This window comes from Dankookia rubra (assembly GCF_004355005.1).
Taxonomy (GTDB): Bacteria; Pseudomonadota; Alphaproteobacteria; order Acetobacterales; family Acetobacteraceae; genus Paracraurococcus; species Paracraurococcus ruber_A.
On the sequence record NZ_SMSJ01000020.1, the window covers coordinates 46,637 to 61,624 of the forward strand.

Consider the following 14,988-nt stretch of genomic DNA (forward strand, 5'->3'; position numbering starts at 1 on the left):
CCGATCAAGCCCATGCAGGCCATCCGGGCGGCTCATGGGGTGGCCCGCGGCGCGGCGCCGACATGCGGCCCGGCATTCGCAAGGGCTCCGCTGCGGTCGGCGTCGTCCAGGCTGCGGAAGAAGCTGTAGCTGATGGTGATGGTGTGGATGTCCCGCGTCGCCGGGTCCTTGGCCATCTGCGGGTCGACCCAAAAGGCGAGCGGCATGTCCACCTGCTGGCCCGGCTCGAGCGTCTGCTGCTCGAAGCAGAAGCAAGCGGTTTTGTGGAAATACTTGCCCACCGTCGCGGGCGTGACGTTGTAGGTGGCGACGCCGGTCACTGGCGCCACGGCGGTGTTGCTCGCCTGGTAGAAGGCCATGCCCTCCTCGCCAAGGCGGAGTTGCATCGGTCCCTGGGATGGCGCGAAGCGCCAGGGCAGGCCGGGGGCGGTATTGGCGTTGAAGCGGATGGTCACCACCCGGGCAGGCATGTCCTTGGCCGCGCCGGGCGCCGCCGGGCCACCGACCTGCACCGTGCCGCCATAGCCAGTGGCGCGGCAGAACATGTCGTAGAGCGGGACGGAGGCATAGGCGAGCCCCAGCATGCCGCATACGAAGGCGCCGACACCGATCGCGGTGCGGCGGTTGCGGCGTTGCAGGGCTTCGGCGCGGGTCTGTTCCATGGTGCGGCAGGTGGCGGCCTGGTGGGGATCGGGCAAGGTCAGCCGCGCAGCACGCGCGCGGTGCTGATAAAGAAGAACAGGATGACCAGCGCGACCAGCACGCCGAGCACCGCCCAGTTCTTCTGCCGGCGGCGGCGGTTGAAGGCGGCGCGCTCCTCGGGCGTCATAGAAACCGTCTCGGCCGGGCTCATCCGAGGATCATCCGGTCGACGGCCAGCGCGATGAAGAGCAGGCCGAGATAGGAGAGCGAGTAGCGGAAGGCCTTCCGGGCCGGCGCGTCGCCGGTCAAGCTGCGGCCGGCCACATCCTGCCGGTCGCGGAACACAAGAACCGCGTGGCGGAGGAATTCGGCGCCCAGCAAGACTGCGGCTGCAGCATAGACCCAGCCGGCGAAGCCCAGCAGCGTCGGCAGCAGGGTCAGCGGCAGCAGCACCAGCGTATAGATCAGGACCTGCTTCCGGGTTTCCTTCGCACCATGCGTGACGGGCAGCATCGGCACGCCGACGCGTTCGTAGTCGGCATGGGCGAAGAGGCTGAGCGCCCAGAAATGCGGCGGCGTCCAGAAGAAGATGATGGCGAAGAGGATGATCGGCTCGAGCGTGATGTGGCCGGTCACCGCCGCCCAGCCGATCACCGGCGGGAAGGCCCCAGCGGCGCCGCCGATGACGATGTTCTGGCTGGTCCGGCGCTTCAGCCACATGGTGTAGACGAAGACGTAGAAGCCGATCGACAGCGCCAGCACCGCGGCGGCGACCCAGTTGGTTGCCAGCCCCATGATGAGGACCGAGGCGGCGGCGAGCGCCACGCCATAGGCCAGCGCGGCGCCCGGTTCGATCCGCCCGGCCGGGATGGGCCGGGTGGCCGTGCGCTTCATCCGCGCATCAATGTCGCGGTCGTACCACATGTTGATGGCGCCGGCCGCCCCAGCGCCGAGCGCGATGCAGAGCACCGCGGCAACCGCAAGGGCAGGAGCCAGATGGCCCGGGGCCACCATCAGCCCAACGATGCCGGTCAGCACTACCAGAGAGATGACCCGCGGCTTCAGCAGCGTCACCCAATCGCGGACTTCGGAAAGGTCCTGCGGGATGCTGTCCGAGGCGGAGGAGGCGGTCAGGTCGCTCATGGTCGCAGATCTGGGTCCTGAATGGACGGAACGCCATGCCCTGCGGCATGGCGTTCCGGTTACGCAGTGCGGGGCGGTCGGGACCGCCCCGGAAACGTCAGCGGACGCGAGGGAGTTCTTCGAAGGTGTGGAAGGGCGGCGGGCTGGACACCTGCCATTCCAGCGTCGTCGCACCCTCGCCCCAGTAGTTGTCGGCCAAGCGATCCTTCGCGGTGAAGGTCCGATAGACGACATAGAAGAAGACGAGCATGGAGGCGGCCGAGATGTAGGACCCGAGCGACGAGACCATATTCCAGCCCCAGAAGGCGTCCGGATAGTCCGGGTAGCGGCGGGGCATACCCTGCGCGCCCAGGAAGTGCTGCGGGAAGAAAATCAGGTTGGCGCCGATGAACAGCATCCAGAAGTGCACCTTGCCCCAGAACTCGGGGTACTGGTGCCCGCTCATCTTGCCAATCCAGTAATAGAACCCGGCGAAGATTGAGAAGACCGCACCGAGCGACAGCACGTAATGGAAATGCGCCACCACGTAGTAGGTGTTGTGCAGCACCACGTCGGCGCCGGCATTGGCCAGCTTCACGCCTGTGACGCCACCGAGCGTGAACAGGAAGATGAAGCCGATCGCCCAGAGCATCGGCGTCTTCAGCTGGATGGACCCGCCCCACATGGTGGCGATCCAGGAGAAGATCTTCACGCCCGTCGGCACCGCGATGACCATCGTCGCCGCCATGAAGTAGGCGCGCGTGTCGACGTCGATGCCGGAGGTATACATGTGGTGCGCCCACACCACGAAGCCGACCACGCCGATGGCGACCATGGCGTAGGCCATGCCGAGGTAGCCGAAGACCGGCTTGCGGCTGAAGGTCGAGACGATGTGGCTGATGATGCCGAAGCCCGGCAGGATCATGATGTAGACTTCGGGGTGGCCGAAGAACCAGAACAGGTGCTGGAACAGCACCGGGTCGCCACCGCCTTCGGGCTTGAAGAAGGCCGTGCCGAAGTTGCGGTCGGTGATCAGCATGGTGATGACGCCGGCCAGCACCGGGACCGCCAGCAGCAGCAGGAAGGCGGTGACCAGCATCGACCACACGAACAGCGGCATCTTGTGCAGGGTCATGCCCGGCGCGCGCATGTTGAAGATTGTGGTGATGAAGTTGGCCGCGCCCATGATCGAGGACGCACCCGCCAGGTGCAGCGCGAACAGCGCCAGGTCCATCGAGGCACTGGGATGGTACTCGTTGCTGGACAGCGGGGTATAGATCGTCCAGCCCGCGCCGGCACCCTCGCCCACGAATAGCGAGGCGCCGAGCAGCATGAAGGCCGGCACCAGCAGCCAGAAGCTGATGTTGTTCATGCGGGGGAAGGCCATGTCAGGCGCGCCGATCATGATCGGCACGAACCAGTTGCCAAAGCCGCCGATCAGCGCCGGCATGACCACGAAGAACACCATGATCAGGCCATGGGCGCTGACGATGGCGTTCCAGGTCTGGCCGTCCGAGAAGAACTGCAGGCCGGGATTCTGCAACTCCATTCGCATCAGCACGGACAGCGCCACGCCGATGACGGCGGCGAAGACCGAGAAGATCAGATAGAGGGTGCCGATGTCCTTGTGGTTCGTGCTGAAGAGCCAGCGCGCCACAAAGCCAGGGGCGTGGTCGTGATGGTCGTCGTGCCCGTGATGGGCGTGGTCAGTCGCGGTGGCCATGGATCCGTCCCGCCAAGAGGTCAATCAAGGTCAGCCGAACCCCGGGGCTACCGGGGCAGGGCCGCAAGCTGCTGCGTCGCCGGGGCCGGCAGCACGGCCACCGGGGCCTCGCCGCTATCGGCCTTGGCATACTTCTTCTGCGCCGAAGCGACCCAGGCCTGGAATTCGGCGGCCGGGACTGCCTGGACCTGGATCGGCATGAACCAGTGGTTGGTCCCGCAGATCTGGTTGCACTGACCATAGAAGGTCCCGGCGCGGTCGGCCTTGAACCAAGTCTCCAGCGTCCGGCCGGGGATGGTGTATTTCTGGACGCCCAGCGAAGGGACGAAGAAGCTGTGAATCACGTCCTGGCCGGTGGTCAGCACGCGAACGGTGGCGCCTACCGGAATCACAAGCGGCTCGTCCACCGTCAGGTTCCGCAGCTGGTCGGACTTCAGGTCCTCGGTGGGAATCGGCCGGCTGTCGAAGGCGAAGTTGCCGTTGTCCGGGTAGGCATAGTGCCAGTACCACTGCCGGCCCTGCACGTTGATCGTCAGGTCGGCGTCGCGGGCCCGGTCCTGGTAGTAGATCAGCCGGAAGGACGGGATGGCGATCACCACCAGGATGAGCACCGGGATCACCGTCCAGGCGATCTCGATCATCGTGTTGTGGCTGGTCCGCGACGGGGTCGGATTGACCGATTCGCGGTACTTGAAGACCACCCAGCCGAGCAACGCCATGACGAAGGCGGTAATGGCGATGATGATCCACAGCACCAGGGTGTTGAAGTCGTGGACCGCTTCCTTCACCGGGCCGGCCGCCGGCTGCAGGCCGATGCCCCAGGGCGTCGGCGCACCGAGCGAGCTATGCGTCTCGCCCACCAGCCCGCCGGAGGGCGCGGCATTCTGCGCCGAGGCCGATCCGATGACAGAGAGTGCAACGAAGAGGCCGGCGTATGCGAGCCCCGATGCCTTAGCGAACAATCGCCCGATCACACGTCGCTTCCCATTCCCGTCCGGGTCGACGACACGCGCCGCCCTATCGCATTCCCGCCGGGCCGCAGGACGGCCCGCACGCCGTGCCACCAGGGGTGGAACGGACGCGGCCGGACCATAAGTCCCGGCATCGCACCGCACAAGTGAGGCGCCCCGCCGATGTAGCAAGGGCACGGCTTTTTTCAGCCAGCCCCATCGGCCCCGACATCGCCCTCGGCATCGACCTCGGCCACGTGGTCGACCATGTCCGACAGCATCGACCGGATATGCTCGTCCTGCACCGCATAGAAGACCTGCCGGCCGCGCCGGTCCGCCTGCAGCAGCCGTGCCGCGCGCAGCAGCCGCAGGTGGTGGGAGACCAGCGAGGCCGAGATGCCCAGGCGCTCCGCCATCTCCCCCACGGCCGCCGCGTGGTCGAGACAGGCGAGGATGATCTTCAGCCGCGTCGGGTCGCTCATCAGCCGGAACATCTCCGCCAGTTCGACCACCTGATCGTCGCCGATCCTCACCCGTCCGCGCATCGTCGCTGCATCCTGTTCCCGGCCCGGCCACACTTGCGCGCCGCCGAGCCCGACCACAAGCGGGCCTTGACAGGACGGGGCCTCGGGGGCACCTCCGGAGTGACGTTTAACCCGCTGAAAAACAAGGGCCATTCTAACAGTTGAAGACCTGTTCAGCCATGCCGAACGACAGCGCCGCATGCTGACCCGGCCGGACCAGGCCGCGGACCCGGCCGAGGCGGCGGCTTCGCCCATGGGCCCTTTGCCCGAGGGGCGCAGCCTGCCGGAGATGCACCGCAGCGTGGTGATCCCGAATGCCGCGGGATGGCTGCGCCGGCTCATGGCCTTCATTGGCCCGGGCTACCTGGTCGCGGTCGGCTACATGGACCCGGGCAACTGGGCGACCGCCCTCGCCGGCGGATCGGCCTTCGGGTACACGCTGCTCAGCGTCGCGCTGCTGTCCTCGCTCATGGCGATGCTGCTGCAGGCGCTCTGCGCCCGGATCGGTATCGCCACGGGGCGGGACCTCGCCCAGCTCTGCCGCGACCGCTTTCCCCGCCCGGTCAACCTGGCACTCTGGGCGCTGGCGGAGATCGCCATTTGTGCCACTGACTTGGCCGAGCTGATCGGCACCGCCATCGCGCTGCAGCTGCTGTTCGGCATCCCGCTGCTGGCCGGCGTGCTCCTGACCGCGCTCGACGCGCTGCTCATTCTCTGGCTGCAGCACCGCGGAGTGCGATGGCTGGAAGCCCTGGTGGCCGGGCTCATCTTCCTGGTCTTCGGCTGCTTCGGCATCCAACTGGTCTGGGCGCAGCCCGACTGGGCCGCGGTGCTGAACGGCTATCTTCCCAGCGCCTCGATCGTCACCGACCAGCAGCAGCTCTACATCGCCATCGGCATTCTCGGCGCCACGGTGATGCCGCACAACCTCTACCTTCATACCGCCGTGGTGCAGTCCCGGGCTTACGGGAACGGCGGTGCGGCGAAGCGGGAGGCGATCCGCTTCGCCACGATCGACAGCTCCGCGGCGCTCTGCCTCGCCCTCCTGGTCAATTCCGCCATCCTGATCACCGCCGCCGCGGTCTTCCATGCCGGCGGGCGAACAGAAGTCGCCGAGATCCAGGAGGCTTACGAGCTGCTGACGCCGATGGTCGGCACAGCCGCCGCGGCGACGCTGTTTGCCGTGGCGCTGCTGGCCTGCGGGCTCAACGCCACGGTGACGGCGACGCTGGCCGGCCAAGTGGTAATGGAAGGTTTCCTCGGCCTGCGCCTGCCGGCGGTGGTCCGCCGATTGGTCACCCGGCTGGTGGCGATCGTGCCGGCGGTGATCGTGACCTGGTCCTACGGCACTTCCGGCACCGCGCAGCTGCTGATCCTGTCGCAGGTGGTGCTCTGCCTGCAGCTGCCCTTCGCGGTGATCCCGCTGATGCTCTTTGCCTCGGACCGGACGCGGCTCGGACCCCTGGTCGCGCCACGCTGGCAGCTGGTGCTGGGCTGGGCGACCACGATGGTCATCGTGGCGATGAACCTCAAGCTGCTATGGGACGTGGTGGCGGGTTGACGGACCGGGGCCGGCGGGCAGAGACCGCCGGCATGCGCGCTGCCCTCACCGGCCTCCTGCTCCTCCTCGGCCTAGCCGCGACGGCGCGCGCGGAAGGCCCGGACGACCCATGGACTGCCTGCCGCCGCGCCATCCTGGCGGCAGAACCCCGCTCCGGCCTGCCGCCCGGCCTGTTGCTCGCCATTGCCCTGGTCGAGAGCGGCCGCAGCGACCCGCGCAGCGGCCGGTTTGAGCCCTGGCCCTGGTCGCTGAACGTCGAAGGCGAGGGCCGCACCCCGCCGAGCCGGGCCGCCGCGGCGGCGGAGGTGGCGGCGCTGCAGGCCGAAGGGCGACATTCGATCGATATCGGCTGCATGCAGGTGAACCTGCTGTACCATCCGGGGGCTTTCCCGGACGTCCCCACCGGCCTGCGGCCAGAGGCGAATATCCGTTATGCCATCACCTTCCTGAAATCGCTGCACGGCCGCTTCGGCAATTGGGCCGAGGCCATCGCCAACTATCATTCCGCTGATGCGGAGCGCGGCGCCAACTACCATCGCCGCGTGATGCTCGCCCGGCTCGGTGCGGCCTGGGCCGCCGGCGGGGGGACGGTGCCGATCGCCGCTGCCGCCGGACTCTGCGCACCGGGGCTGCGGCCGGTGCTGAAGATCAAGCCGCGCGCGCCGCGGCCTTCGCTCGGCTGCCGGAAAGCCAGCCGTTAGCACGCATCACCGCAGGGCCGGACTCCGCAAGCACTGGGCCGGAGCGGCCCAGGTCAGGCCGGCTGAGGTACCCGCACCAGGGTGAACAAGCCGAAGGGCGGGCATGACACGATTTCTGCCGCCATCTGCGGATCTTCCAGCAGATCGCCGAGCACGAAATCCGGGTGCCAGCCGAGCACACGGGACAGCGGAGCCAGCGTCCGTTCCGCCCACCACCGCAGGCCGCCTTGAGCGGCGAAATGGTTGACGAACAGCAGCTGGCCGCCCGGCCGTACCACCCGGCGCATCTCCCGCACCAGGCGGCGCGCATCGGGCACCACGGTGGCGGTGAACATCGCCACCGCAATGTCGAAACTGTCATCGGCGAAGGCCATGGATTCGGCATCCATCTCCGCCAGGCCGACCACGTTGCGGAGCCGTCGCGTGGCCACGCGCTCCTTCGCCCGGAGCAGCATGTCGCGCGACAGATCAATGCCGACAACGCGCTTGCGCGGGTCATACAGCGGCAAGGCAAGCCCGGTACCGACACCTACCTCAAGCACCCGCGTGCCCGGCAAGCCATTGACCGCGGCCACTGCGCGGCGCCGACCAGGGCCGGAGACGGAGCCGAATACCTCGTCATAGACGCCCGCCCAGCGGCGGTAGGCCTCCCGCACGGAATCGGCGTCGAGCGCCGCACGGGGGTGGCCCATCCGGGCGTCCTGGAGCAGCCTCGCCTCGCGAATGGGTTTGGACCTTTTGTAAATACCGGGAGTTCACGGGCTAGACCACCAGCGGCGGCAAGGCAAGGGCCGATCAGGCGCGCGCCGGCCGATCCGGAAGCGCCACCAGCACCCCGCCGAGAGCGATGACAGCGGCGCCGGCCAGCGTCGTCAGGTCCGGCCAATCAGCGAAGACAAGCACGCCGGCCACCGTCGCCCAGATCAACTGGGTATAGGACATCGGCGCCAGCAGGCTGGCGGGTGCCCGGGAGAATGCCAGCACCAGCAGCCCATGCCCGACCCCACCGAGCAGGCCGAGCCCGATCAGCATCGCCCATTCCGGCGCGGTCGGCGGGATCCAGACAAAGGGCTGCACCAGGCTGGCGACGACCGCGCCGGCGAAGCCGGTATGCAGGATGGTGGTGCGGGGGTCGTCGATCGCCGCCAGCTTGCGGGTCAGGATCGAGTAGACCGCGAACATCGCCGCGGTACCGAGCGGCAGGATGGCGGCCCAATGCACCGGCTCTCCGCCGGTCAGGAAGGGCGGCCGCAGCGCCACCAGTACGCCGAGGAAGCCGATGCCGACGCCCGTCCAGCGGCGCGGCCCGACCCGTTCCTTCAGCCAGAGCGCTGCCAGGGCGACGGTGAACAAGGGCGAGGCGAAGCCGATCGCGGTGCAGTCGGTGAGCGGCAGGTGCACCAGGGCGGAGGAGAACATCAGGTTGCTGCCGGCCAGCAGCAGGCTGCGGACGGCTTGTAGCCCGGGTGTCTTTGACCGCCAGGGCAGCCGGCCGGTGACCAGGCGGAAGAAGGCCGCGGCGGCGATCAGACTGAAGAAGAAGCGCGCCCACATCAGCTGCGGCACGGCGAAATGCGCCGTCAGCAGCTTCAGCATGGTGTCCATGCAGACGAAGACGGCAAGGGCGGTGAGTTGCAGCGCGACGCCAGCGAGCCGGCCGGTCATCGCGGATTATGGGGGTATTTCATTGCTGCAGCATCGCCGCGGCCAGACGCTTCACCAAATGCGCGCTGCGAAGCCCCGCATTGCGCGCGGAACGTCGCTGCGGGCGCCCTGGGCAAGGGGCAGAGCGTCGGGTCCCGCGGGCCGCTCAAACCCGATGTCCGTAAAGGCGGACCAATGCCCGAGGCGGTTCCGCCCCGCGGCGATCCGCTTCAGGCCGCGTCCTCGCGCCGCTCCCGCACCCGGACATAGGCTACCGAGGCATGCTCTGCGCAATAGGGCTTTCCCGGTGTCGCATTGCCCGTGCAGAAGCGGAAATCCGGCGTCCCGGGCTCGCCCAGCGGCCAGCAGCAACTGCGGGTGGAGGCGCGCGGGAAGGGCCGCACCACCATGGCTTGCGGCGCCGGCGCGACCACCGAGGCGGCGGCGACCGGAGCCGAAGCTTCGAGCCGGCGGAGCGGCGCAGCGTCCCGAAGAGGCGCCGTGGCCGCCAGGGACGGGGCTGCGGCCGGCATGGCGCCGGGCTGGCGACGGGGCTGTGGCGCGGGGCGCGAAGCCGCCTCGCCTTCGGCCTCGCGGCGGATCGGGCTGGGCCGCGCCGGCAGGTTCAGCCGGTGCGCCTTACCAACCACGGCATTCTTCGAAATGCCCATGCGGCGGCCGATCTCGGCCGTCGAGTGGCCTTCCGCCCAGAAGGCGCGGAGCCGATCGATCGCTTCAGCCGTCCAGTCCATGTGGTTCTCCCGCCGCCCGACCCACAAGATGTGGTCACCTACTAGATACGGTAGGCCAACGCGGGCACCCGCCACAAGTTCTGGCAAAGGGTCGATACACGAAAATCTGTGGAAAACATTGTGGAGAAGGCCGGTAAAACATGTAACGGAAAATATTTGCGCCCTCCGGCCCGTTCGGACCGGGGGGCGCAGCGCCAACGGGACCATGTCCCTATTAGTATAAGATTACTGAAGGTCGACCGTGACGAGATCCTGGAACCAGGACTGCGCGGAGACGAAGCTCTTGACCCGCCTTGACATTGCCCGCGGGTTCAAGTCGTGCACGATGTAGAGCCAGGGTGGGTTGTCCACCAGCCGCTCATGCGCCTTGGCATAGGCGGCGTTGAACGCGGCCTCGTCCTTGGCGACTTCCAGCGCGGCGAAGGCCTCCTCGAAGGCAGGGTCGTTCCACTGGCCCCAATTGAAGCCGTTGGGCGGCACGAAGGCCTGCAGGAAGTAGCGCGCCGCGACCGCGGGGTCGGAGGAGGGCGATGACGGGTTTACCGAGGTCGAGCCGTTCAGGATCGGCGCGTCCGGGCTCTGCCGGATCGCGGTCAGCAGCGTGTTCCACTCCGTCACCTCGAAGGACACCTCGACCCCGCAGGCCTCCTTCAGGTTCTGCTGCATGTACTCGTTCATCGGCAGCGGCAGCATCTGGCCGGAGCCCGAGGCCGAGATCATCACCTTGAACGTCAGCGGCTTCTGCGGCGTGAAGCCGGCCGCGGCGAGCAGCGCCTTGCCCCTGCCAGGATCGAATCCGTAGTGATTCTCCGGCTTGCCGAAATTGGGGTCGGAGGGCTTCAGCCAGCCGACCGAGGGCTCCGCCGTGTCGTTCAGCAGCCCGACCAGCCCGGCGCGGTCGACGCAGTAGTTCAGACCCTGGCGCACGCGGACGTCTTTGAACGGCGTGGCCGTGCCGCCCATCTGGTAGAACCAGGGCCAGACATGCGGGTAGGAGTTGGTCACCACGTTGAAGCCGGCCTGCTTCAGGCTGGGGATGGCATCCGGCGGCGGCACCTCGATCCAGTCCACCTGGCCGGAGCGCAGGGCGGCGAGCCGGGTATTCGCCTCCGGCATCGGCAGCAGCAGCACGCGGTCGAGCTTCGGGATCCGGGCCTTGTCCCAGTAGCCCTCGTTCCGCGAGAGCTCGGCCGAGACGCGCGGGGTGAATTTCGACAGCCGGAAGGGTCCAGTACCGGCCGGCGGCAGCGCCGCCGCCCTGGACCAGTCGCGCCCCGCCGCCTCGAAGCTCTGCGGGCTGGTCATCAGGATGTAGACGGCCATGTAGGGGAAGTAGCTGGCGACGCGGGTGGTGCTGACCGCCACCGTCATGTCGTCGAGCTTCTTGTAGCCGGCCATGATCGGCGTGCGGGCGCGGGCGATGCCGCTGCCGGCCGGCTCGAATTGCGGGCTGTCGTTCTTCCAGTAGCGGTCGAGGTTCCAGATCACCGCATCGGCGTTGAAATCCGCGCCGTCATGGAATTTGACGCCGGGGCGGAGCTTGAAGATCCAGGTCTTCGGGTCGGCGGGGTCCTGTGCCCAGCTTTCGGCGAGGCCCGCGCGCAGCGTGGCCGGCCGGTCGGCGCGCGACAGGTCCCAGAGCACCAGCCCCTCGAAGGCGGGGTAGCCGAGGAAGCGGACGCCCTCGAAGCCGTTGTTCGGCGCGCCGGTGGTGGTCGGCACGTCGGCGGCGGTCATGGCGATGCGCAGCACCTTCTGCTGCGCAGATGCGGGCAGGGCGCCCGCGATGAGCGCCGCGAGGCCGAGGCCCGCGGCACGGTGGAGAAGGCGCATGAAGGATCCTCCCGGGACGGAATGCGTCCGGGGAAGCAAGGACTGCGCCAGGACCGGGTCGGGCGGTGGGGCGCGCCCCGCCCTGCCTCGCGCCCAGGCTCGCGCCACCCTGCCCAAGCCTATTGCAGGTCGACGCGCGTCAGGTCCTGGTACCAGGACTGCGCACTCACGAACCCCTTCACCCGCCGCGTCATCGCCCGCGGGTTGAGGTCGTGCACGATGTAGAGCCAGGGCGCCCCGTCCACGAGGCGCTCATGCGCGCGGGTCAGCGCCGCGGCGATCCTCGCCGGGTCGCGCTCGGTCTCGACCGCGGCGAAGGCGGCATCGAATTCCACGTCCTTCCAGTGCCCGGCATTGGACCCCACCGGCGTGGCGTTGGAAGACAGGAACCAGCGCGCCATCTGCGAGGGGTCGGAGGAGACCAGGCTGATGTTTAGCGCATCGGCGCCGAGCCATTGCGGCGCATCGGGCGTGGCGCGCAGGCCGGCCAGCAGGGTGTTCCACTCCACCACCTGGAAGCCGACCTCGACTCCGCAATTCTCGCGCAGTGACTGCTGCAGGAACTCGTTCATCGGCAGCGGCAGCATCTGGCCGGAGCCGGAGGTGGAGATGCCGACGGTGATCCGCAGCGGCTTCTGCGGGCCGTAGCCGGCGGCGGCGATCAGGGCCTTCCCCTTCGCCGCGTCCAGCCGGTAGCGGTTCTCCGGCTTGCCGAACAGGGGGTCGTCTGCCTTGTAGAAGCCCACGCTCGGCTCTGCCGTGCCGTTCAGCAGGGCCAGCATGCCGTCGCGGTCGATGCAGTAGTTCAGCGCCTGGCGCACCCGCACATCGGCCGTCGGGCTGCCCGGCTTGCCCGCGGCGAAGACCCAGGGCCAGACATGCGGGTAGGAATTGGTCACCACCTGGAAGCCGCCGGCCCTGAGGCTGGGGATGGCATCCGGCGGCGGCACCTCGATCCAGTCCACCTGGCCGGAGCGCAGGGCGGCGAGCCGGGTATTCGCCTCCGGCATCGGCAGCAGCAGGATGCGGTCGAGCCTAGGTTTCCGGTCGGGGTTCCAGTAGCCGTCGTGGCGCGCCAACTCAGCGGACACGCGCGGCACGAAGCGGCTGATCCGGAATGGCCCGGTCCCGGCGGCGCCGGCGGCCGCCACCTTGCCCCAGTCGTTGCCCGCGGCGGCAAAGCTCTGCGGCGAGGTGAAGAGGATCCAGGTCAGCAGATAGGGCAGGTATGATATGGGCCGGGAAGTCTCGATCTCGACCGTCCGGTCGTCGATCTTTCGGTAGCCCGACATGATGGAGACTCGGCCGCGCGCCAGCGCCGCGGCGGGCGCGTCGAATTGCGGGCTGTCGTTCCGGTAGAACCGGTCGAGGTTCCAGATCACGGCATCGGCGCCGAAGGGGGTGCCGTCGTGGAAGCTGACGCCCCGGCGCAGGGTGAAGCGCCATTTGCGCGGATCGGCGGCATCCTGCGCCCAGGCCTCCGCCAGGCCGGGGCGGATATCGGCCGGCCGGTCGGCCCGGGTCAGGTCTCAGTCCACCAGCGGCTCGAAGACCGGGAAGCCGAGGAAGCGCATCCCCTCGGAGCCGTTGTTCGGCATGCCGGCGGTGGTCGGGACGTCGCTGGCGGTCATCGCGATGCGCAGCACCTTCGGCTGTGCCTGGGCGATGTCCGGCAGGGCGGCCAGAGGGGTGGCCAGCGTGGCGGCAAGGGCGAGGTGGCGCAGTCTCATGCAAGGCTCCGGTCCCGGGATCTGCCGGGGCCTTGCAAGGATCGTGCTGCGGCGGCGGGTCGGGCTCAGCGCGCCGGGAAGGGCCTGTTGTCCTGGTCGCACCGCGTGCCCCGCGGCGGCAGCGTCCCATCGATGATGTAGTCGGCGATGAAGGCCTGGGCGCAGCGGCTCGGGTTCAGCAGCTCCGTATGGCCGAAGCCGTCGACGGTCAGCAGGCGTCCGCGCGCCAGCTCGCGCGCCATCCGCACGGAGCTGGCATAGGCCGTCGCCGGGTCGAAGGTGTTGCCGACCACCAGCACCGGCGCGGCGGTCCGCCGGTCCCAGGGCCCGAGATAGGGATCGGCCGCCCTGGCCGTCCAGCCGACGCAATAGGCGACGAAGGGCCAGGCCGAGATCCCGGCGCGCGCGTAGCTCCGCAGGGCCTGCTCGGACGCGGCCTCCTCGGTCATCGGGTTGGGGCTCTCGCCGCAGATCACCGAGAGCTGCCGCCCGGCGCTGGTGACGTAGACACCCGGGGCGGCCGCGCCGGCTGCCGCGGCCGTCGGCGGTGCCGCGGCAGCGGCGGTGGCCGCCTCGCCGGCCTCCGCGGCCTTCTGCAGGAAGTCGGCGACCGCGGCCCAGCCGGGGAAGCGGCCGAAGCCGGGCAAGGGATCGATCAGGTAGATCGAGCTCTGGACATAGACGGTGATGTCGCGGTCGTCGATCGGCTGGCCCTCGACCACCAGGCCGGATCGCGCGCGCTCCAGCAGGTCGCGCCACTTCCGCCGGGTGGCCTCCGGCGAGCCGGCGGAAAAGGCGCAGGCCGTCGCATCGACCCTGCCGCATTCGTCGAGGAAGGCTCTGACCGTCGCCCGCGACCCGCGATCCGAGCCGAGCCGGATGAAGGTGCTGAGCGACAGGTCCTCGCCCGCATCCCCGGCCCAGGCCGCCGGCGCCACCGCGCCGTCGAGCACCATCGCGCGCAGCCGGTCGGGGAAGAGGTTGGCATAGGTGGCGCCGAGGAAGGTGCCGTAGGAGGTGCCGTAGTAGTTCATCCGCTCCTCGCCGACCGCCTGCCGCAGCAGGTCGAGGTCGCGGGCATTGTCGGCGGTCGAGACATGCGCGAGCAGGTCGCCGTTGCGCGCGATGCAGGCGGCGTTCAGCGCGGTGCGGGCGGCAGCGTCGGCGGCGAGTTCCTCCGGCGTGACGGCCAGGCTCTGCAGCCGGGCGTCGAGGAAGGCCGCCTCCGCCTCGGCGCTGTCGAAGCACTGCACGACCGGGGTGGTGCGGCCGCCCATGCCGCGCGGGTCCCAGCTGATGATGTCGAAGCGGTCCCGCACCCGCTCGGGGAAGCCGCCGATCGCCGCCGGCAGGTACTGCGTGCCCGCGTCGCTCGGCCCGCCGGGATTCCAGAACAGCGTGCCGAGCCGCCGGGCGCCGTCGCGGGCGGGATGCCTGATCACCGCCAGGCTGAAGATTCCATGGCCGGGCTTGGCATGGTCCATCGGCACCACGGCCGTGGCGCAGAGGAAGGCGTCCGTCGGCGCGCTGCCCGCGGGGGCGGGCGGGCAGGCTTCCCAGGCCAGGGTCGGGACCGGCACGGATCGGTCCGCTTCCGCGGGGGCCAGGGGCAGCAAGGCGGACAGCGAAGCCAGCAGGACAGAGGCAAGTCGCAAGGTGCTTTCCCCCCTCGGCATGTTAGAGTTCTGAACCGAGGCTAGGGACATCGTTTCCGGCGATCAAGGCCGGCCCGGCACCGCATCATCCGGCAGCGCGCGGCCGGCCTGCCGCCGGGCACGGCCACGGCCGGGGACAGCCGCGCCGGCG

At 69.1% G+C, this 14,988-nt stretch carries 15 protein-coding genes; 2 read left to right on the plus strand and 13 right to left on the minus strand.

Annotation, left to right across the window (positions count from 1 at the left end; all coding sequences use genetic code 11):
• Positions 1 to 32: 32 nt before the first annotated feature.
• The 6 genes from E2C06_RS16360 to E2C06_RS16380 form a co-directional block, all read right to left on the minus strand.
• The gene (locus tag E2C06_RS16360) at positions 33 to 698 is read right to left on the minus strand and encodes a cytochrome c oxidase assembly protein (protein WP_241671315.1); all 666 of its coding nucleotides are present in this window, start codon (positions 696 to 698) and stop codon (positions 33 to 35) included.
• A gap of 2 nt (positions 699 to 700) precedes the next feature.
• Entirely contained in the window at positions 701 to 853 is a 153-nt protein-coding gene (locus E2C06_RS37605; protein ID WP_165982431.1) for a hypothetical protein, read from the minus strand.
• Positions 850 to 1,785: a heme o synthase gene (locus tag E2C06_RS16365; protein ID WP_133289685.1), complete on the minus strand. Its 936-nt coding sequence runs from the start codon at positions 1,783 to 1,785 to the stop codon at positions 850 to 852. Before E2C06_RS16365 ends, E2C06_RS37605 begins: the two co-directional genes overlap by 4 nt.
• Positions 1,786 to 1,882: 97 nt before the next feature.
• A complete protein-coding gene (gene ctaD / locus E2C06_RS16370; protein WP_133289686.1) occupies positions 1,883 to 3,487 on the minus strand; it encodes a cytochrome c oxidase subunit I in 1,605 nt (534 codons plus the stop codon).
• 47 nt (positions 3,488 to 3,534) lie between these two features.
• Positions 3,535 to 4,461 carry a cytochrome c oxidase subunit II gene (coxB, locus tag E2C06_RS16375; protein WP_241671316.1) on the minus strand — a complete coding sequence of 309 codons (927 nt, stop codon included), beginning with the start codon at positions 4,459 to 4,461 and terminating at the stop codon, positions 3,535 to 3,537.
• Between the two features lie 182 nt (positions 4,462 to 4,643).
• Positions 4,644 to 4,982 carry an ArsR/SmtB family transcription factor gene (locus E2C06_RS16380; RefSeq protein WP_133289687.1) on the minus strand — a complete coding sequence of 113 codons (339 nt, stop codon included), beginning with the start codon at positions 4,980 to 4,982 and terminating at the stop codon, positions 4,644 to 4,646.
• A gap of 178 nt (positions 4,983 to 5,160) precedes the next feature.
• Between E2C06_RS16380 and E2C06_RS16385 the strand changes: the two genes are divergently transcribed.
• Entirely contained in the window at positions 5,161 to 6,522 is a 1,362-nt protein-coding gene (locus tag E2C06_RS16385) for an Nramp family divalent metal transporter (protein WP_133289688.1), read from the plus strand.
• A gap of 32 nt (positions 6,523 to 6,554) precedes the next feature.
• On the plus strand, positions 6,555 to 7,223 hold the full coding sequence (locus E2C06_RS16390; protein ID WP_165982433.1) for a transglycosylase SLT domain-containing protein: 669 nt from the start codon (positions 6,555 to 6,557) through the stop codon (positions 7,221 to 7,223).
• Positions 7,224 to 7,276: 53 nt separating this feature from the next.
• Here the strand turns inward: E2C06_RS16390 and E2C06_RS16395 are convergent, their stop codons facing one another.
• The 7 genes from E2C06_RS16395 to E2C06_RS16420 form a co-directional block, all read right to left on the minus strand.
• Entirely contained in the window at positions 7,277 to 7,915 is a 639-nt protein-coding gene (locus tag E2C06_RS16395) for a class I SAM-dependent methyltransferase (protein WP_133289690.1), read from the minus strand.
• Between the two features lie 103 nt (positions 7,916 to 8,018).
• Positions 8,019 to 8,888: a DMT family transporter gene (locus tag E2C06_RS16400; protein ID WP_133289691.1), complete on the minus strand. Its 870-nt coding sequence runs from the start codon at positions 8,886 to 8,888 to the stop codon at positions 8,019 to 8,021.
• A gap of 209 nt (positions 8,889 to 9,097) precedes the next feature.
• On the minus strand, positions 9,098 to 9,619 hold the full coding sequence (locus E2C06_RS16405; protein ID WP_133289692.1) for a GcrA family cell cycle regulator: 522 nt from the start codon (positions 9,617 to 9,619) through the stop codon (positions 9,098 to 9,100).
• A 225-nt stretch (positions 9,620 to 9,844) separates the two neighbouring features.
• On the minus strand, positions 9,845 to 11,452 hold the full coding sequence (locus E2C06_RS16410; protein WP_133289693.1) for an ABC transporter substrate-binding protein: 1,608 nt from the start codon (positions 11,450 to 11,452) through the stop codon (positions 9,845 to 9,847).
• 119 nt (positions 11,453 to 11,571) lie between these two features.
• Positions 11,572 to 12,978, minus strand: a complete 1,407-nt coding sequence (locus tag E2C06_RS16415; RefSeq protein WP_206664565.1) for an ABC transporter substrate-binding protein — start codon at positions 12,976 to 12,978, stop codon at positions 11,572 to 11,574.
• Between the two features lie 3 nt (positions 12,979 to 12,981).
• Positions 12,982 to 13,182: a hypothetical protein gene (locus E2C06_RS38750; RefSeq protein WP_206664563.1), complete on the minus strand. Its 201-nt coding sequence runs from the start codon at positions 13,180 to 13,182 to the stop codon at positions 12,982 to 12,984.
• 65 nt (positions 13,183 to 13,247) lie between these two features.
• A complete protein-coding gene (locus E2C06_RS16420; RefSeq protein WP_165982434.1) occupies positions 13,248 to 14,762 on the minus strand; it encodes an alpha/beta hydrolase in 1,515 nt (504 codons plus the stop codon).
• Between the last annotated feature and the right edge of the window lie 226 nt (positions 14,763 to 14,988).

Coding starts and splice junctions, on each gene's coding strand:
- E2C06_RS16385 (WP_133289688.1), top strand. CDS start 5,161: ATGCTGACCCGGCCGGACCAGGCCGCGGACCCGGCCGAGGCGGCGGCT.
- E2C06_RS16400 (WP_133289691.1), bottom strand. CDS start 8,888: ATGACCGGCCGGCTCGCTGGCGTCGCGCTGCAACTCACCGCCCTTGCC.
- E2C06_RS16395 (WP_133289690.1), bottom strand. CDS start 7,915: ATGGGCCACCCCCGTGCGGCGCTCGACGCCGATTCCGTGCGGGAGGCC.
- E2C06_RS16410 (WP_133289693.1), bottom strand. CDS start 11,452: ATGCGCCTTCTCCACCGTGCCGCGGGCCTCGGCCTCGCGGCGCTCATC.
- E2C06_RS16380 (WP_133289687.1), bottom strand. CDS start 4,982: ATGCGCGGACGGGTGAGGATCGGCGACGATCAGGTGGTCGAACTGGCG.
- E2C06_RS38750 (WP_206664563.1), bottom strand. CDS start 13,182: ATGAGACTGCGCCACCTCGCCCTTGCCGCCACGCTGGCCACCCCTCTG.
- E2C06_RS16405 (WP_133289692.1), bottom strand. CDS start 9,619: ATGGACTGGACGGCTGAAGCGATCGATCGGCTCCGCGCCTTCTGGGCG.
- E2C06_RS16390 (WP_165982433.1), top strand. CDS start 6,555: ATGCGCGCTGCCCTCACCGGCCTCCTGCTCCTCCTCGGCCTAGCCGCG.
- E2C06_RS16365 (WP_133289685.1), bottom strand. CDS start 1,785: ATGAGCGACCTGACCGCCTCCTCCGCCTCGGACAGCATCCCGCAGGAC.
- ctaD (WP_133289686.1), bottom strand. CDS start 3,487: ATGGCCACCGCGACTGACCACGCCCATCACGGGCACGACGACCATCAC.
- E2C06_RS37605 (WP_165982431.1), bottom strand. CDS start 853: ATGAGCCCGGCCGAGACGGTTTCTATGACGCCCGAGGAGCGCGCCGCC.